Here is a 17,527-nt window from a genome sequence, read left to right on the forward strand (position 1 = left end):
CCCGCCTCGTGCGGGTGGAGTGCGACGGCTGGGCCGACCGCGTCACCGTGCGCATGCTGTCCGGGCAGGCCGTCACCGACTGGGCCGACCGCATCGAACACCTGGCCCACGGCTTCGGCGCACCCTCCTGCCGGGTCGCCGTCGCTCGGGCCGGGCGGCTCGTGCTCACCTTCCCCCGGCGTGACCCCCTCGCCGAACCCCTGCCCGCGCTTCCGGTGCCCGAGGTGGCGTCGGTGGGTCCGGTCGAGATCGGTCGGTGCGAGGACGGCACGCCGCTGCGGCTCAAGGTGCACGGCACCCATGTCCTGATCGCCGGGGCCACGGGCGCGGGCAAAGGGTCCTACCTGTGGTCGACCATCCGCGGGCTCCTTCCGGCGATGCGGGCGGGCCTGATGCAGGTGTGGGCGCTCGACCCCAGGCGAATGGAACTGTCCTTCGGCTGCGCCCTGTTCGGCGCGAGATACGCCGCTGATCCGAAGGAGTGCGCCGACCTGCTCGACGAGGCCGTGTGCGTGATGCAGGAGCGGGCCGACCGGTTCGCCGGCCTTCAGCGCTCCCACACCCCCACCATGGCGGACCCCTTCGTCCTGGTGCTCGTGGATGAGGTGGCGTTCCTGACCGCCTACCAACCGGACAAGCACCTGAGGCAGCGCATCACGGCCGCCCTGGCCACGCTGACCACGCAAGGGCGCGCGGTGGGGGTCGGGGTCATGGCGTCCTTGCAGGACCCGCGCAAGGAGGTCATGAACATCCGCAACCTGTTCCCCGACAAGATCGCGCTGCGGCTGGATGAGTCCGAGCAGGTGGACATGGTCCTCGGCGATGGAGCACGGGACCGGGGCGCGCTGGCTGACCACATCTCACCGGTCCCGGAGTTGGGCGCGGGCGTCGGCTACGTCCGCCTCGAAACCAGTCCAGATCCGGTGCGGGTGCGGGCGGCCTACGTCTCCGACGCCGACATCTCCGCGATGGTCGCCGAGTTCGCGGGGGAGGGCCGATGATGCGCCTGGCTCACATCCTCGACGGCCTGCGCTGCTCGGGCTGCGGCGCCCTGGACGTGCTGTGGCTCGACCCCGTGCGCGGCATCTGCGAGTGCCACGAGTGCGGCGAGAAAGCCGCCGTCATGGTCGATGGCCTCGGCCCGGCCGACCTCCTCGACCCCCTCAGCGCGTGGGACGGTGACCGGTGACCAACCCGCACGACCGCTCCACACCCCGCGCCGTCCAGATGGCTCAACCGCTGGCGCGGGACGTGGTCGAGGAGATCGCCAAGCAGTACGGCGTCTGTATCCGGCCGGTTCCGCTGCGGCGGCAGGACATCCTCACCGGCCAGGTTGAGGTCATCGACGTCCCCTGCGGGGCCACGTTGGAGAGCAAGTGCCCGCCGTGCGCCAAGCGCAACCGGCAGCTTCGGCGGGCGCAGTGCCGGGGAGGGCTGGCACCTTGAAGCCGAGCCGGTGAACCTCCCGGACAACGCCGATGAGTATCAGCGTCACCTCGTGGAGCTGCGGGCCGACGCCCAGGCGTGGCGGGATGAGGTCGAGAAGGCCGGCGGCGACACCACCGACCTGGACGCCGCCATTGAGGACTTGGACGAGGAGATCAACCGGGCCGGGATGCGCGGCAACGTCCTCGGCCGCACCTCCGCCAAGCGCTCGCGGTCCACGAAGCGGCGGCAGGACGCCCCGGATCTGCCCAAGCGGCAGATGACCAAGACCACGCTCGGGCGGACCTTCACCGGCTCGGACGGCAAGACCTACCGGCCCTCGATGTTCGTCACACTCACACTGCCGTCGTACGGGCGGGTGCTGGAGGGTGCGCCCCTCGACCCGGACCGGTACAACTACGCGCGGGCGGCTCGCGACGCGCTGCACTTCTCCAAGCTCGTGGACCGCTTCGTGCAGAACCTCCGCCGGGTCGCCGGGTATGACGTGCAGTACTTCGCCACCGTCGAACCACAAAAGCGGCTCGCACCTCATCTCCATATAGCGATCCGCGGCACCCTGCCCCGTGCGGAACTGCGGCAGATCATCGCGGCCACGTATCACCAGGTGTGGTGGCCCTCGACCGATGAAGTCCGTTTCGAGGGTGACCACCTCCCCGTGTGGGAGGACGGGGCCGGCTACCTCGACCCGACCACGGGGGAAGTCCTGCCGACCTGGGAACAGGCCCTCGACCGGCTCGACCAGGACGACGAGGCGGAACCCCTGCACGTGCTCCGCTTCGGCGACCAGCTCGACATACAGAGCGTCCTCGCCGGAACCCCGGACGCCGACCAGCTCATTCAGTACCTGTCGAAGTACCTGACCAAGTCTCTCGGCGACGCCCTCGGCACCGATGACCCTCGCCGGAAGGCTCACGCTGAGCGGCTGCTTGAGGCGTTGCGGTTTGAGCCGTGCTCGCCGACGTGCCCGAACTGGCTGCGGTATGGGGTGCAGCCCAAGGGCGCCAAGCCCGGCATGGCGCCGGGACGGTGCAGGGGCAAGGCGCACAAGCCCGATCACCTCGGCTACGCGGGCCGCCGCGTGCTCGTCTCAAGGAAGTGGTCCAACAAGACTCTGACGGAGCACAAGCAGGACCGCCGCACTTGGGTGCTCGAAGCGCTCGGCGTCGAAGACGAGCCGGTCGATCCCCACCGCTACGTCTGGCGGCCGGTCAAGCCCGGTGATCCCGAGTTGGCCCCCATCGGCGTCCGGCTCCTGCGCTCGGTTCATGAACGCCAAGGCTGGCGCAACCACCTGGCCCGGCTCGAAGCCGAGGCAGACGGCCAAGATCTTTCGGCAACTGAAGGGAGGGCGGCATGAAGAAAGACGACAAGCTGATGACAGTCCCCGAAATCCTCGACGAGCTCGGCGGCATCTCCCGCCGGACCTTCTACCGGTGGCGTGAGACCGGCAAGGCTCCCGAGGGCCTCAAGCTCCCCAACGGGGAGATCCGCATCTACCGCAGTGAGTTCGATGCCTGGCTTGAGAGCCTGCGGGAGGCTGCGTGAACACCTCCTATGACGTGAAGTTCTTCGAGGCCTACCGGAACAAGTCGAGCAAGACGCCGTCCTACGTTGTTCGATGGCAGGTGGCCGGCAAGCGGTCTTCGAAGACCTACCGGACCAAGGCTCTCGCCGAGAGCTTCCTGTCGGACCTCCGCCAGGCGGCCAAGCGAGGAGAGCCCTTCGACGTCGAGAGCGGCCTACCGGCCTCCATGATCAAGGCCAAGAGCGCGCGGACCGTCTTCGATTTCGTCCGGGCCTACATCGATATGAAGTGGCCCCACGCTGCGGCGAAGACGCGCGACAGCATCTCTGACGCGCTCTCCACCGTTCTCCCCGCTCTGACCAAGGAGCGTCCGGGCCGCCCTGACGCCGAAACCCTACGGACCGCACTTCGTAAGTGCGCCCTCATGCCGGCGGACAAGAGGCCGGAGCCGTCCCCGGAGATGGCGCGGGCGGTCCGCTGGCTCGAAGGTGCGTCCCTCGACCTGGCCGACCTGAACGAGACGAAGACCGTGCGGCTTGCCCTCGACGCGCTCGCGCTTCGCCTCGACGGTCAGGCCGCCAGCGCGAACACGATCAGGCGGAAGCGGGCCGTCCTCCATGCGGTCCTGGAGTACGCGGTTGAGCTGGAAGAGTTGCCGTCCAATCCGCTGCACAAGGTCAAGTGGAAGCCCCCGAAGACGACCGAGACCGTAGACCCTCGCGTCGTCGTGAATCCGCGGCAGGCCGAGGAACTGCTGACCGCTGTGACCTACGTGGGCAAGCGCGGCCGGGGGCGGCGGCTCATGGCACTGTTCGCCTGCATGTACTACGCCGCGCTTCGGCCGGGTGAGGCCGTCGCCCTCCGACAGGAGGACTGCCATCTTCCGGCAACCGGCTGGGGCCGACTCCTCGTCGACGTGTCACGTCCCGAGGTCAACACCCAGTGGACCGACAGCGGCGACGCTCACGAGGAACGCGGGCTCAAGCACCGGGGCCGGGACGACGTACGGCCCGTGCCCATCCCTCCGGCCCTGGTCAAGATCCTTCGGCAACACATCGAAGAGTTCGGGGTCGGCGCGGACGGGCGGATCTTCCGCAGTGAACGCGGCGGGGTCGTCGCCTCGACGGCCTACACGGAGGTGTGGCAGGAAGCCCGAAAGCTCGCCTTCACCCCCGCCCAGGTCGCCTCTCCCCTGGCTCGTCGGCCGTACGATCTTCGGCATGCGGCCGTCTCCTTGTGGCTCAACGCGGGAGTCTCGGCCCCCGACGTAGCCGAGCGGGCCGGGCACAGCGTTGACGTCCTCCTGCGGGTGTACGCGAAGTGCCTCGATGGCCAGCAAGAGATGGCTAATCGACGAATTGATGAGCTGCTGACGGCATGAGGTGATCGGTTCGTCGTTGCACTGCTGAGATTTGGTTGCTGCTAGACGGAGGCTAGGTAGTGCGGAATGACCGTAGCGGGCTCGCGGGTTACACCCTTTAGTTCGTCTGCGAGCAGGTTCGCATCGGCTGCGCTGATTTGCAGAAGGGGGCGCCGAATGCGAAGGGACCAGGCACCCTGGTTGGGGAAGGCCTCCAGCCTGGGCACGAGCGGCAACAACTCTAGTCCGGTGGGGTACGGCGCGAGGGCCCGTAGGCTGATGTCACAGCCGCGGGTGAAGTCCCGGCCTGCAATGGTGACAGGTTGTTCGTAAGCGATTACTGATGAGGCGACCACGGCAAGGCCGATGACTCGGGTACGGTCGCGCGCAGGCTTATGCCAGCAGCGTCGGGTGGTCACGAGGAAGAGATCGTCTCCGGCCTTAAGCCGGTTCAGTTCGGGGTGGCTTGTCCTTGGGAAAGCCATGCGTGACTCACGGAGTACCCACGCAACGCCCTCGCTATTCGCGAGTATCAACAGGTACGCAGCCACGATCGTACGTTATCCGATGCCGCAGATTACGGCATGCCCCCTGCTGACGCGCCGATCGTGGCGCATCCTGTCCTCCCCTAGATCCGTTAGGGCCCTGCAATGATCCGCCCAGAGATGGGGCGAATTGCGGGCGGGACCTGGGGAGACCCCCTCAAGATCATTGCACGCATATTGGTGGACCGGCGACAGACAGGGGCTCAGGGTGGCCTACAGCTGCACATGCCTGGAAAGCAGAAGAGGCCCCGGAGGGCCTCTGAGCTGCTGTTCTGCTGGTGGCAGGTCCAGGGTTCGAACCTGGGTAGGCTGAGCCGACGGTTTTACAGACCGCTCCCTTTGGCCACTCGGGCAACCTGCCTTGTCTTCCGCTCGCTGCGGCGACAGGTAGAAGAATAGCGGACTTCCCGGGTGCACGTGACATGGGTTCCGGCACGGCCCCTCGTATGATCATCCGCAGGAAAACCGGGAGCGGGCGCCACAGGCGGGCGGCCATAGTGGGACGGTGATCAGACAGGCTGAGCCGGCGGATCTCGCGGCCCTGGCGGAGATCGAGACAGCGGCGGACGGGATGTTCGTGCCGCTCGGCATCGTCTTCCCGCCGGGCACCACGGTGATCGAAGGGTGCGACGATCCCGGGCATGTCATCGTGGCGGGTCGGCCGCCGGTGGGGTTCGCCCTGGTCGGGATGGTCGACGGGCTGACCCACCTCGAACAGATCGCCGTACATCCCGACCACGGCAACCGTGGGATCGGGACCCGGCTCCTCGACGCCGTCTGCGCGGCGGCCACGCGGGCCGGTACCGCCGCGGTGACGCTGACGACGTTCCGGGACGTGCCGTGGAACGCCCCCTGGTACGCCCGGCGCGGCTTCCACGTCGTACGACCTGACGAGTGGGGGCCGGAACTCACCGGGCTCGTCGAGCACGAACGGTCCCTCGGCATAGAGGTGGCGCCCCGCGTCGTCATGAGGAAGGACCTCTGATCACATCGGCGCCCACTAATCTCGAAGGGCAACGGAGAGAGGACACGGACACCGATGGCCGACAGCAGTTTCGACGTGGTGAGCAAGATCGACCGGCAGGAGGTCGACAACGCCCTGAACCAGACGGTCAAGGAGGTCGGGCACCGCTTCGACTTCAAGGGCACCGGCGCGAGCATCTCCTGGTCGGGGCAGAAGGACATCGAGATCAAGGCGAACAGCGAGGAGCGGGCCAACGCCGTGCTCGACGTCTTCAAGGACAAGGTCGTCAAGCGCAACCTGTCCCTCAAGATCCTGGACGCGGGCGAGCCGAAGCTGTCCGGCAAGGAGTACCGCCTGATGGTGTCCCTCAAGGAGGGCATCGACCAGGAGAACGCCAAGAAGATCTCCAAGCTGATCCGGGACGAGGGCCCGAAGGGCGTGAAGGCGCAGATCCAGGGCGAGGAGCTCCGGGTCAGCTCCAAGAAGAAGGACGACCTCCAAGAGGTGATCTCCCTGCTCAAGGGCAAGGACCTGGACATCGCCCTTCAGTTCGTCAACTACCGGTGATACGCCTCACAGCCTGACACACGATCAAGGCCCTGACCTGCGGGTTCAGGGCCTTTGTCGGCTTTGGCCACCCCCGCGCCATGACTATTTGGTTGCCCGAAGCAACGATCACTATATGATTGCTTAGGGAAACTAAGTTTGATCGTACGGGGAGGACTTCGATGGCGAATCCGATGACCAAGGAGACGCCGCCAGGAACGGCGGCCCCGGGAATGACGCACCGGGAGATCCTGGAGGCGCTCTCGGGGCTGCTGCTCGGAATGTTCGTCGCGATCCTGTCGTCGACCGTCGTGGCGAACGCGCTTCCCACCATCATGGTGGACCTGAAGGCGGACGAGACGACCTACACCTGGGTGATCACCGCGACCCTGCTCGCGGCGACGGTCTCGACGCCGATCTGGGGCAAGCTGGCCGACCTGACGAGCAAGAAGGTGCTCATCCAGATCGGCCTGACCGTGTACGTGATCGGGTCCATCATCGCCGGCCTGTCGCAGAACCCCACGATGCTGATCTCGGCGCGGGTGGTGCAGGGCCTGGGCGTCGGCGGCCTCACCGCGCTCTCCCAGGTCATCATGGCGGCGATGATCCCGCCGCGCGAGCGGGGGCGCTACTCGGGCTACCTGGGGGCGGTGTTCGCGGTCGCCACGATCGGCGGCCCGCTGATCGGCGGCCTCATCGTGGACACCGACTGGCTCGGCTGGCGCTGGTGCTTCTACGTCGGCGTGCCGTTCGCGATCATCTCGCTCATCGTGCTGCAGAAGACCCTGCACCTGCCCGTGGTCAAGCGCGAGGTGCGCATCGACTGGGGCGGCGCTATCCTCATCGCCGCCTCGGTCTCGCTGCTGCTGATCTGGGTGTCCTTCGCGGGCAACAAGTACGACTGGCTGTCGTGGCAGACCGGCGCGATGGTCGGCGGGGCCGTCGTCCTCGCGGCGCTGTTCCTCCTGGTCGAGACGAAGGCCAGTGAGCCCATCGTCCCGCTGCGCCTGTTCCGGATGCGGACGGTCAGCCTCTCCGTGGTCGCCAGCGTGCTGGTCGGCGTGGCCATGTTCGGCGCGACGACCTTCCTCAGCCAGTACTTCCAGCTCGCCCGTGGTGAGACGCCCACGGTGGCCGGCCTCATGACGCTGCCGATGATCCTCGGCCTGGCGCTCTCCTCGACCATTTCCGGGCAGATCATCACGCGCAGCGGCCGCTGGAAGGTCTTCCTGGTCTCCGGCACGTTCTTCCTCACCGCCGGCTTCGCGCTCATGGGCACGCTGCGGTACGACACCGACTACTGGATCGTGGCCGTCTTCATGTTCCTCGTCGGCGTGGGCGTGGGCATGAGCCAGCAGAACCTCGTGCTCGCCGTGCAGAACGAGGTGCGGGCGGAGGACCTCGGCGCGGGCAGCTCGGTGGTCGCGTTCTTCCGGTCCCTCGGCGGCGCGATCGGCGTGTCGGCGCTGGGCGCCGTGATGGTCCACCGCGTCAAGAACTACCTGGAGGAGGGCCTGTCGGCGCTGGGCGTCAGCGGGACCGGGGGCGACAGCGGCGCGATCCCCGACCTCGCCGCGATGCCCGCCCCGATCCGCGCCGTCGTCGAGAGCGCGTACGGCCACGGCGTCGGCGACCTGTTCCTCTACGCCGCGCCGGCCGCCTTCCTCGCGCTGATCGCCGTGCTGTTCATCAAGGAGATCCCGCTGCGGACCAGCGCGATCAGCGTCCGCGCCGACGCGCGGGAACCCGACGAGACCCTCACCCCCGAGATCTCCCACCAGCGGGGCGGCGCCGCGCCCGGACGTCACGCGCAGCGCGACAGGCAGCGGCCGATCACGACCGGCGCCGAGGTCGCCTCGCCGAACGGTCACGCCCTCACCCAACCCCTGAATGCGCAACCCCTGAACGCGCAGGTTCTCACCGCCACGCAGGCCCAGCCGTACGCCGCCGTCGCCATGGACACGCACGGTCCGGGCGGCGTGGAGATCCGCGGGTTCGTCAAGGGCCAGGACGGCGTGCCCGTGGGCCGCGCCACGCTCACGCTGATCGACGTGCGCGGCCACCAGCTCGGCCGTACGGTCACCCGGGACGACGGGGGCTACGCGCTCCAGACGCCGGGCGGCGGGACGTACGTGCTGATCGCGTCGGCGGGCGACCGGGAGCCGCAGGTCGCGACACTGGTCGTGGGCGACCAGCCGGTGGACTTCGACATGGTGCTCTCGGCCTCGGGCCGGCTCGTCGGCACCGTACGCGGGACGGACGGTGCGCCGGTCGCCGAGGCGGTGGTCGTCGTGACCGACGTGCGCGGCGAGGTCGTGGCCACGAGCGCGACCGACGCCGAGGGCGGCTTCACCTTCACCGGCATCGTGGCCGGCACCTACACGCTCACGGTCAGCGGCGCGGCGTACCGCCCGGCCGCCGTCCCCGTCGAGGTGCTGGGCACCGGCCAGACCCGGCACGACGTCGTGCTGCTGCCCGGCGCGCGGGTGCGGGGCACGGTCCGCGTCAAGGACGGCGTGCCGCTGGCCGACGCCAGGGTCACGCTGCTCGACGCCGCGGGCAACGTGGTGGGCGTGGCGACCACCGCCGAGGACGGCGAGTACGCCTTCACCGACCTCACCGGCGGGCAGTACACCATCGTCGCCAGCGGTTACCCGCCCGTGGCGAGCACGCTGAACCTGGGCGGCCAGGGCGACGAGCCGTACGACGTGTGGCTGGGACACGAGCGATGAGCGACTCGGAGACGGTCCCCGGGGGGCTGCACGCCATGGTCCTCAGCAAGGACGGCTGGGCCGTCCAGCACGCGGTCGTCACGGTGACGGACACGACCGGCCGCCAGGTGGCGCGGGCGGAGGCGGACGCCGACGGGCAGGTCGCCACCGCCCCGCTGCGGCCGGGCGTGTACACGGTGGTCGCGACCGCGATCGGGTACGCGCCGGCCGCGTCCACCGCGATCGCGACCGCCTCGGGCGCCGCCGAGGCCGGCACGCTGGTGCTGGCCCGGCAGGGTGGCACCGAGCTCCCGCCGCCCGGCGTGTGGACGATCGACGTCGAACACTCGAAGATCTCGGCCACGGCCCGGCATCTCGGTCTCAGCAGCGTGCAGGGGCGGTTCACCGAGTTCTCCGGCCGGATCGACATGGGCGCCACGCCGGAGGAGTCGTCCGTGGTCGCCGAGATCGTCGCCGAGTCCATCGACACGGGCAGCCGGATGCGCGATGATCACCTGCGGTCCGCGGACTTCCTCGACGTCCCGGTGCACCCGGTGATCACCTACCGGAGCACCGGGCTGTCGCCGGCGGGCCCGGACCGGTGGACGGTACACGGCGTGCTGACGCTGAGCGGCGTCAGCCGCCCTGTCGATCTCGACATGACGTACCTGGGCACCGGCCCGGACCTGTGGGGCGGGCTGCGGGCGGCCTTCCACGCGGTCACCGAGTTGCGCCGCGAGGACTTCGCGATGACCTACAACCAGGTCGTCCAGGCCGGGATCTCGCTGATCGGCGCGACACTGAAGGTAGAGCTGGACATCCAGGCGGTGCGCGGCTGAACGCCCTGCCCACCGCAGGCGGAAGGAGGCAGGCCATGACGCAGGCGGAGATCGCTCCCCGACCGCCGACGGCCGGCGAGCGCGAGGCGTACTGCGCGGTCGAGCGGCAGCTCGCCATCCTGCTCCGGCGCGCCAAGGCGTTCTCCGCCGGCATGGGGCGCAAGGTGCATCCCGAGCTCGACCCCGGCGCGTACGGCCTGCTGGTTCGCATCGACCAGAGCTCGCCGATGCGGTCCAGCGACCTGGCCGCCTACCTGCGGGTCGGCCGGGCGACGATCAGCCGCCAGCTCAAGGTGCTGGAGGAGCTGGGGCTGATCAGCCGGAGCCCCGACCCGGAGGACGGCCGGGCCCACCTGCTGGCCCTCACGCCCGAGGGCCGCAAACGGCTCGACGACGCGCGGGCCGCCCGCGAGGGCCAATTGCGCACGCTGCTGGCCGCCTGGCCGGAGGAGGACGTGCGGCTGCTCGCGCGGATGCTCGAACGGTTCAACGTGCTCACGGAAGGCCTGAATCCCTGACACCAGCTTTCACAGACGTTACTGCCTCCGACCCATGCGGTGGCCAACCCGTCATAAGGGGCGCTTAAACTGCGCCTCAGACGTTTTCGCACCACAGCAAGGAGGCCGGTGTGGCTCCCTGGTCCACCTATCGGAAAGCGGCGAGCATCGGCGCGGCGGTGCTGGCGACGGCGCTCGCCGTGTCCGCCTGCGGGAGCGACTCCGCCGATTCGGGCACGGCGACGGCCTCGGCCGCCCCGGGCGGCGTCGCCCTCGTAAACGCCGGAAAGATCACGACCTGCACGAACATCCCGTACGAGCCGTTCCAGTTCAACCAGGGCGACAAGGTCGTCGGGTTCGACGTGGACATCGTCGACCTGGTCGCCAAGAAGCTGGGCGTGACCCAGGACATCGTCGACATCGACTTCGCGGCGATCAAGAGCGGCGCCGCCCTGAACGCCCGCAAGTGCGACGTGGCCGCCGCCGGTATGACGATCACGCCGGAGCGGCAGCAGAACCTGCTCTTCTCCGAGCCGTACTTCGACGCCACCCAGGCGCTGATGGCCAAGAAGGGCAGCGGGATCACCTCGCTGGACGACGTCAAGGCCAAGAACCTCAAGCTGGGCGCGCAGGCGTCCACGACCGGCCTCGACTACGTCAAGAAGCAGGGCTTCGAGCCGATCGAGTTCGCCGACTCGCCCAAGGAGCTGCTCGGCCTGCAGACCGGCCAGGCGGACGTGATCGTGCAGGACCTCCCGGTCGTGCTGACCTGGTTGAAGAAGGGCGACGTCGGCGACAAGTTCGAGCACGTCGCGAGCCTCGACACCGGTGAGCAGTACGGCATCGGCATGAAGAAGGACAACGAGGCGCTCAAGAAGGTCGTCGACGAGGTCCTCGCCGCCGCGAAGTCCGACGGCACCTACAACGAGATCTACAAGAAGTGGTTCGGCACCGAGCCCGGCGCCACGGCCGGTGACGGTTCGGGCGCCGAGAGCCCGGCCGAGACCGGAACCGAGTCGCCCGCCGCCGGATCATGAGTGCTGTGAGCGAACAGCAGGACGCCGCCGCCGCTGAGCCCCGCAAGGGGCTCAGCCCGCGCAAGAAGCAGCGCATCAGCCGGGGTGTCCAGTACGCCGTGCTGGTGGTGATCGTCGGCGTCCTGGCCGCCCTGGCCGACTGGACAGCGATCCGCCAGTCGTTCTTCAACCTCGACGTCGCCCGTCAGGGCCTGCCCGACCTGTTCACGGTGGCGCTGCGCAACACCGTCATCTACACGGTCTCGGGCTTCGCCCTCGGCTTCGTCCTGGGCCTGGTGCTGGCCCTGATGCGGCTGTCCTCGGTCGCGCCCTACCGCTGGCTGTCGGCGGTCTACATCGAGATCTTCCGCGGTCTGCCGATGCTGCTCATCTTCCTGCTGATCGGCAGCCTGCCGCTGGCGTTCCCCGGCTTCGAACTGCCCGGCGGGGTGTACGGCAGCGCCGCGCTGGGGCTCGGCGTCGTCTCGGCGGCGTACATGGCGGAGAACTTCCGGGCGGGCATCCAGGCGGTGCCGAAGGGGCAGATGGAGGCGGCGCGTTCGCTCGGCATGCCGCACATGCGGGCGATGATCTCGATTGTCATCCCGCAGGCCATCCGGATCGTGCTGCCTCCGCTCACCAACCAGCTCGTCACGCTGCTGAAGGACTCCTCGCTGGTGCTGATCCTCGGCGTCACGGCCGCGCAGGTCGAGCTGGCGAAGTTCGGCAACGACCAGTCCTCCACCCACGCCAACCCCACGCCGATCCTCGCGACCGGCCTGACGTACCTGCTGATCACGATCCCCCTCGGGTACGTCGCGAGGCGGCTGGAAGCACGTCAGGGAGCGCACCGATGAGCGCCGTCGAGATCAGGAACCTGCACAAGTCGTTCGGCAGCCTGGAAGTGCTGCGCGGCATCGACTTCACGGTCGAGAGCGGCCAGGTCGTCTGTGTCATCGGGCCGTCCGGTTCGGGCAAGTCGACGCTGCTGCGGTGCGTGAACCTGCTGGAGCAGCCCACCTCGGGTCAGGTGATCGTGAACGGCGTCGACCTGACCGACCCGGACGTGGACATCGACGCCGCCCGGCGGCACATCGGCATGGTGTTCCAGCAGTTCAACCTGTTCCCCCACCTGACCGTGCGGCGCAACGTCACGATCGCGCAGGAGCGGGTGCTCAAGCGGCGCAAGGACGAGTGCGAGCGCGTCGCCCGGGAGAACCTGGAGAAGGTCGGTCTCATCGAGAAGATCGACGCCTACCCGCCCCAGCTGTCGGGCGGCCAGCAGCAGCGGGTGGCGATCGCCCGCGCGCTCGCCATGAACCCCTCGCTGATGCTGTTCGACGAGCCGACCTCGGCGCTCGACCCCGAGCTGGTCGGCGACGTGCTGTCGGTCATGCGGCAGCTCGCGGAGGACGGCATGACGATGCTGGTCGTCACCCACGAGATGGGATTCGCCCGCGAGGTCGCCGACCGCGTGGTGTTCATGGACGGTGGCGTGATCGTCGAGGACGGGCCGCCCGAGCAGGTCATCGCGGACCCGCAGCACGAGCGGACCCGCGGATTCCTGAGCCGCGTGCTGCATCCCGGCGTCTGACGCGGACGACACGAGACGAGGCGGGGCCGTCGCGGGCGCCCGCCTCGTCTCGTCTCCGTGCCCGCCTCGTCTCGTCTCCGTGCCCGCCTCGTCTCGTCTCCGTGCCCGCCTCGTCTCGTCTCTGCGTGCGGCCCCGTCGTGGCCCATTCGTGACAGAACCTTCCGTCGTCGCACCGCATCTATCCAGGCGAGACGAAAGGAACTCCGATGAGACAGCCCGCGATCCTCGCCCTCTCGGCGGCGGCCACCATGGCGCTGACCACCCTCGCCGGCGCCGCACAGGCGGAGGCGCGTACGGGAGCCGCCTCCGCCACGGCGGCCTCCGCGTCCCCCGTCCGGTACGCCTGGCTGAAGTCCTGCCACAAGAAGGACAACTACTACCCCTGCGGCTCGTGGCACCTGCTGCTCCGCGACGGCCGTGACAGCGTGCTCAAAGACGCCGCGGTGTTCCCCCGCACGGCCAAGGGGAAGATCGACAAGCAGTCGCACGCGCCTGTCTCAGTGAGCGGCGACGGGCGGCACGTGTCGTACTTCCGGCAGAAGGACGGCATGCTCGTCGTCCGCGACGTCACCACGAACAAGGTCCACGTGCTCCCCCGCGCGGTGTCGAAGCCGCCCAAGGGCATCGGCACGGGCGACCTCGCCACGACCCTGTCACGGGACGGCGGCCTGCTCACGATCGACTACTACGACGAGAACGACAAGGCGCCGTCCCTCCTCGTGAACGTGCGTACGGGGAAGGTGCGCAAGATCCCGGCCCGCGACGCGATCCTGGGCTTCAGTCCCGGCGGAAAGCACCTGCTCGTCACCCGGGGGACCGCCGAGAACACCAGCCGGTTCAGCGTCTACGACCAGGACGGGCGGCAGACGAACACCCAGGTCGTGCCGCAGGTGGTGGCCAACAACAGCCCGATGGCGCTCGCCGACGACGGCTCCTCCGTGGCGGTGCTGATCACCACCACCTCGGGCAGGCAGCGACTGCGGGTGTACGACCTGTCGAACGACACCGTGGGCGAGGCCGTCGACGTCCGCGTGCCCAAGAACGAGTCGGCCAGGCGCCTGGAGTGGACGCCCGAGGGCGGTCTCACGCTCTGGGAGACCCTGGACTCGGCGAAGACCGGCGAGACGACCGGCGTCGTGGTCCGCGGCCTCGACCCCGGCACCGGCGCCGCCACCAAGCTGGACTCCTTCCGGGTGAAGTCCAGCCTGTGGACTTGGTGGTTGCCCGGCGAGTGACGCGGGTTATCGTCCCGTTATGGGCAAGATTTACGAAAAGCTCACCGACCGGCTGCGCGAGTTCGTCACCACGCAGCCGGTCTTCTTCGTCGCCACCGCTCCCGAGCGGGGCGGCCACGTCAACGTGTCCCCGAAGGGATATTCCGACACCTTCGCCGTCATCGACGACACGACGGTGGCCTACCTCGACCTCGACGGCAGCGGCGTGGAGACCATCGCCCACATCCGTGACAACGGCCGCGTCACGCTGATGTTCTGTGCCTTCGGCGGGCCACCGAAGATCGTCCGCCTGTTCGGCACCGGCCGCGTGGTGACCCCCGGGGACGCCGGCTTCGCGGACCTGCTCACGCTCTTCGGGCCGCATCCGGGGGTGCGCTCGGTCATCGTCGTGAGCTGCGACCGCATCGCCGACTCGTGCGGCTACTCGGTGCCCTTCATGGCGTACGAGCAGGACCGCACGCTGCTCGACGAGTGGGCGGGGCGCAAGGAGGTCCAGCAGCGGCGGGACTACCGCGCCAAGCACAACCGGGAGAGCATCGACGGGCTGCCCGCCCTCAGCCCCGCGGAGACCGACCCGGTCACCCAGCACTCCTGAACGGGGTTCGCACGCGTCACCGCCGATAGCCGGCCATCCGCTCAAGGCGGGCGATCCGCGCGGCGACCGGCGGATGCGTCGCGAACAACTTGCCGATGCGGGTGCCCCGGAACGGGTTGACGATCATCATGTGGCCGGCCGAGGCGAGCCTGCCGTTCTCTGGGAGCGGCAGCCTGCGGACCTCCATCTCGATCTTGCGCAGCGCGGAGGCGAGGGCCAGCGGGTCGCCCGTCAGCCGTACGCCCGCGTCGTCGGCCGCGAACTCCCGCGAGCGCGCGATCGCCACCTGGATCATCGTGGCCGCGACCGGCCCGAGGATCATCACCAGCACCGCGCCGAGGAACCCCGGACCCTCGTCGTCGTCGGAGCCGAAGAGCAGGCCCGCGTACCCGAAGTACGTGAGCATCGTGGCGAGCGCGCCCGTGACCGAGGAGATCAGGATGTCCCGGTTGTGGATGTGCGACAGCTCGTGGCCGAGCACGCCCTTGAGTTCGCGTTCGTCCAGCAGCCCGAGGAGGCCGTGTGTGACGCACACCGTCCCGTCACGCGGGTTGCGGCCGGTCGCGAACGCGTTGGGCTGCATGGTCGGGGACACGTACAGACGGGGCATCGGCCCGCGGGCCTCGGTGCACAGCTCGCGGACGACGCGGTAGAGGACCGGCTGCTCCACCTCGGCCACGGGCCGGGCCCGCATGGCCGACAGCGCGATCCTGTCGGCGCAGAAGTAGGCGACGCCGCTGACCACGAGCGCGGCCACGACGGCGATCCGGGCGCCCGTGCCACCCCCCAGCCAGGCCCCGGCCACCAGGAGCGACGCGGACAGCGCCCCCAGCAGAGCCGCGGTGCGCAGGCGGTTGTGGTGCACGCCTCCTCCTCACGGCTCGGTGCGTCCCGCCCTACCAACGCGCATGGTCTGGACGAACGTTCCCCGTGACGCGCCTCACCCTGTCACGGACAGCACCACCTGCGGGGCGACGGAGAAGATCACGGTGACGGCGACCGTGACGGCGACGGCGACTCCGGCCGCCGCTCTCGCGGTGACCGTACGGCTCTCGCCCGCCGCGGGCGGCGCGAACAGCCGGGAGGTCCAGGCGATGTAGTAGTAAAGCCCCGCCACCGTGTTGGCCGCCATGACCACGGCCAGCCAGCCGAGCCCCCCGTCCACGACGGCCCGGAAGACGACGATCTTCGCGAACAGACCGGCGAGCCCCGGCGGCAGGCCGGCCAGGCAGACGAGGGAGAAGGCGAGGGCCAGCCCGGCGGCCGGGCTCCGCGACACCAGCCCCCGGTACGCCTCCAGGTCGCCGCCCTCGCGCTGCGACACCAGCATGACCACCGCGAAGGCGATCAGGTTCATCGCGGCGTAGAAGACGAGGTAGGCGATCGACGCGCCGACCGCCACACGGGGTTCGGCGGCGTAGGCGGCCAGCGGCGCGAGGATGTAGCCCGACTGCGCGACCGACGACCAGGCCAGCAGCCGTACGGCGGCGCGCTGCCGCATGGCGAGGACGTTGCCCGCCGTCATCGTCAGCGCGGCGACGACCGCCACTCCGGGAGCCCACAGCGCCGCCCTTCCCGGCAGCGCGGACGTCAGCAGCAGGATCAGTCCGGCGAAGCCCGACGCCTTGGACACCACCGACAGCAGTGCAGCGACCGGGATCGGGGCGCCGTGGTAGACGTCGGCCGCCCAGAAGTGGAACGGCACGGCCGCGATCTTGAACGCGAAGCCCGCCACGACCAGCACCATGGCCGCTGCCGTGACCTGGGCCATGTCCCCTCCCGTATCCCCGACCGTGCTACCGGCCGTGCGCAGGGCGGCGTCGATCCGGTCGAGGTGGACCGAGCCGGTCACGCCGTAGAGCAGCGATACGCCGAACAACGTGATCGCGGTGGAGACCACGGAGACCAGGAAGAGCTTGAGGGCCGCCTCCGCCGCGCGGCCGTCATGGCGCCTGAGCGCGGTCAGCGCGAAGACCGGCAGCGACACCAGTTCCAGCGACACGACCAGCATGACGAGATCGCGGGAGGCCGGCAGCAGGACGGCCCCGGCCAGCGTGGCCAGCAGCAGGAAGTACCACTCCCCGGCCGGGATCCGGCCGCGCTCTCCCGGCCCGGCGCCGGCGATCTCCGTCATCGACAGCAGCACGACCACCAGCCCGGCGGCCAGCACGACCGCCGCGACGACCAGGGTGAAGCGGTCCGCGACGAACGAGCACGACGCCGCGGCGGTCTCTCCCGCCAGGGAGGCGGGGACGCAGAACGTGCGCCGGGTCGCGCCGCTCGCGGCCTGGACGGCCACCACGGCCAGGGCGGCGGCCAGGCCGCCGAGCGTGACGAGGCCGAGCACCCGCGCACCGCCGGGCCGGGCGGGCAGGAACGCGTCCAGCAGCAGCACGAGCCCGGCCACCAGCACGAGGACCAGCGGCGCCGCCACGGCGGCGTAGTCGATGGATTGGATCACCCCGCCCGTCATGGCGCCGCTCCCGGTCCGAGGAGCGCCTGCACGGCGGGCGTGGTGACGGCGAGCAGGGCCTTCGGCCACAGGCCGAACAGCACGATCAGCGCCACCAGCGGAAGCCAGGCCGCCAGCTCGTGGGCGGTGACGTCCCCGAACCGCCGCCGCGCCCCGGCGGCGTCGCCGGCGCCTGCCCCG

At 69.6% G+C, this 17,527-nt stretch carries 18 protein-coding genes, 1 tRNA gene and 1 pseudogene; 16 read left to right on the forward strand and 4 right to left on the reverse strand.

The window, feature by feature from the left end; translation table 11 throughout:
• From AB0J39_RS29535 to AB0J39_RS29560, 6 genes are all read left to right on the forward strand, one after another.
• Positions 1–1,001: FtsK/SpoIIIE domain-containing protein (locus tag AB0J39_RS29535; RefSeq protein WP_363470519.1), on the forward strand; the 1,001-nt coding region annotated here is incomplete at its 5' end.
• Positions 998–1,189, forward strand: a complete 192-nt coding sequence (locus AB0J39_RS29540; protein ID WP_363470522.1) for a hypothetical protein — start codon at positions 998–1,000, stop codon at positions 1,187–1,189. The genes AB0J39_RS29535 and AB0J39_RS29540, both read left to right, overlap by 4 nt.
• Positions 1,186–1,446 (forward strand): replication initiator, encoded by a 261-nt coding sequence (locus tag AB0J39_RS29545; protein WP_363470525.1) that lies wholly within the window; start codon positions 1,186–1,188, stop codon positions 1,444–1,446. Before AB0J39_RS29540 ends, AB0J39_RS29545 begins: the two co-directional genes overlap by 4 nt.
• Before the next feature lie 10 nt (positions 1,447–1,456).
• A complete protein-coding gene (locus AB0J39_RS29550; RefSeq protein ID WP_363470528.1) occupies positions 1,457–2,803 on the forward strand; it encodes a replication initiator in 1,347 nt (448 codons plus the stop codon).
• Entirely contained in the window at positions 2,800–2,991 is a 192-nt protein-coding gene (locus tag AB0J39_RS29555; RefSeq protein WP_363470531.1) for a helix-turn-helix domain-containing protein, read from the forward strand. The genes AB0J39_RS29550 and AB0J39_RS29555 overlap by 4 nt, the downstream gene beginning before the upstream one ends.
• Before the next feature lie 14 nt (positions 2,992–3,005).
• On the forward strand, positions 3,006–4,352 hold the full coding sequence (locus AB0J39_RS29560; RefSeq protein WP_363470534.1) for a tyrosine-type recombinase/integrase: 1,347 nt from the start codon (positions 3,006–3,008) through the stop codon (positions 4,350–4,352).
• An 800-nt stretch (positions 4,353–5,152) separates the two neighbouring features.
• Here AB0J39_RS29560 and AB0J39_RS29565 read toward each other — a convergent pair.
• Positions 5,153–5,237: transfer RNA gene (locus tag AB0J39_RS29565), tRNA-Tyr, on the reverse strand.
• Positions 5,238–5,381: 144 nt separating this feature from the next.
• On the opposite strand from AB0J39_RS29565, the gene AB0J39_RS29570 reads away from it, so the two are divergent.
• From AB0J39_RS29570 to AB0J39_RS29615, 10 genes are all read left to right on the forward strand, one after another.
• Positions 5,382–5,861: a GNAT family N-acetyltransferase gene (locus AB0J39_RS29570; protein WP_363470536.1), complete on the forward strand. Its 480-nt coding sequence runs from the start codon at positions 5,382–5,384 to the stop codon at positions 5,859–5,861.
• 54 nt (positions 5,862–5,915) lie between these two features.
• Positions 5,916–6,407: a YajQ family cyclic di-GMP-binding protein gene (locus AB0J39_RS29575; RefSeq protein WP_346224900.1), complete on the forward strand. Its 492-nt coding sequence runs from the start codon at positions 5,916–5,918 to the stop codon at positions 6,405–6,407.
• Positions 6,408–6,568: 161 nt separating this feature from the next.
• On the forward strand, positions 6,569–9,118 hold the full coding sequence (locus tag AB0J39_RS29580) for an MFS transporter (RefSeq protein ID WP_363470539.1): 2,550 nt from the start codon (positions 6,569–6,571) through the stop codon (positions 9,116–9,118).
• Entirely contained in the window at positions 9,115–9,936 is an 822-nt protein-coding gene (locus tag AB0J39_RS29585; RefSeq protein WP_363470541.1) for a YceI family protein, read from the forward strand. The genes AB0J39_RS29580 and AB0J39_RS29585 overlap by 4 nt, the downstream gene beginning before the upstream one ends.
• 35 nt (positions 9,937–9,971) lie before the next feature.
• Complete coding sequence (locus AB0J39_RS29590) at positions 9,972–10,454, forward strand: MarR family transcriptional regulator (RefSeq protein ID WP_363470544.1); 483 nt, start codon at positions 9,972–9,974, stop codon at positions 10,452–10,454.
• 110 nt (positions 10,455–10,564) lie between these two features.
• Entirely contained in the window at positions 10,565–11,470 is a 906-nt protein-coding gene (locus AB0J39_RS29595; RefSeq protein WP_363470546.1) for an ABC transporter substrate-binding protein, read from the forward strand.
• Positions 11,467–12,306, forward strand: coding sequence for an amino acid ABC transporter permease (locus tag AB0J39_RS29600; protein ID WP_363470549.1), 840 nt, complete (start codon positions 11,467–11,469; stop codon positions 12,304–12,306). Before AB0J39_RS29595 ends, AB0J39_RS29600 begins: the two co-directional genes overlap by 4 nt.
• The gene (locus AB0J39_RS29605; RefSeq protein WP_363470552.1) at positions 12,303–13,043 is read left to right on the forward strand and encodes an amino acid ABC transporter ATP-binding protein; all 741 of its coding nucleotides are present in this window, start codon (positions 12,303–12,305) and stop codon (positions 13,041–13,043) included. The genes AB0J39_RS29600 and AB0J39_RS29605 overlap by 4 nt, the downstream gene beginning before the upstream one ends.
• A 207-nt stretch (positions 13,044–13,250) precedes the next feature.
• Positions 13,251–14,279 carry a hypothetical protein gene (locus AB0J39_RS29610; protein ID WP_363470555.1) on the forward strand — a complete coding sequence of 343 codons (1,029 nt, stop codon included), beginning with the start codon at positions 13,251–13,253 and terminating at the stop codon, positions 14,277–14,279.
• Between the two features lie 19 nt (positions 14,280–14,298).
• Positions 14,299–14,874, forward strand: a complete 576-nt coding sequence (locus AB0J39_RS29615; protein ID WP_363470558.1) for a pyridoxamine 5'-phosphate oxidase family protein — start codon at positions 14,299–14,301, stop codon at positions 14,872–14,874.
• Positions 14,875–14,890: 16 nt separating this feature from the next.
• Here the strand turns inward: AB0J39_RS29615 and AB0J39_RS29620 are convergent, their stop codons facing one another.
• From AB0J39_RS29620 to AB0J39_RS29630, 3 genes and pseudogenes are all read right to left on the reverse strand, one after another.
• Positions 14,891–15,739: a M48 family metalloprotease gene (locus tag AB0J39_RS29620; protein ID WP_363470561.1), complete on the reverse strand. Its 849-nt coding sequence runs from the start codon at positions 15,737–15,739 to the stop codon at positions 14,891–14,893.
• A gap of 75 nt (positions 15,740–15,814) precedes the next feature.
• The gene (locus tag AB0J39_RS29625) at positions 15,815–17,347 is read right to left on the reverse strand and encodes an NADH-quinone oxidoreductase subunit N (RefSeq protein ID WP_363470564.1); all 1,533 of its coding nucleotides are present in this window, start codon (positions 17,345–17,347) and stop codon (positions 15,815–15,817) included.
• Positions 17,344–17,527, reverse strand: a pseudogene (locus AB0J39_RS29630) (NADH-quinone oxidoreductase subunit M); the annotation flags it as partial. The gene AB0J39_RS29625 and the pseudogene AB0J39_RS29630, both read right to left, overlap by 4 nt.

The sequence above is a fragment of the Microbispora sp. NPDC049633 genome, from assembly GCF_040675265.1.
Lineage (GTDB): Bacteria > Actinomycetota > Actinomycetes > Streptosporangiales > Streptosporangiaceae > Microbispora > Microbispora maris.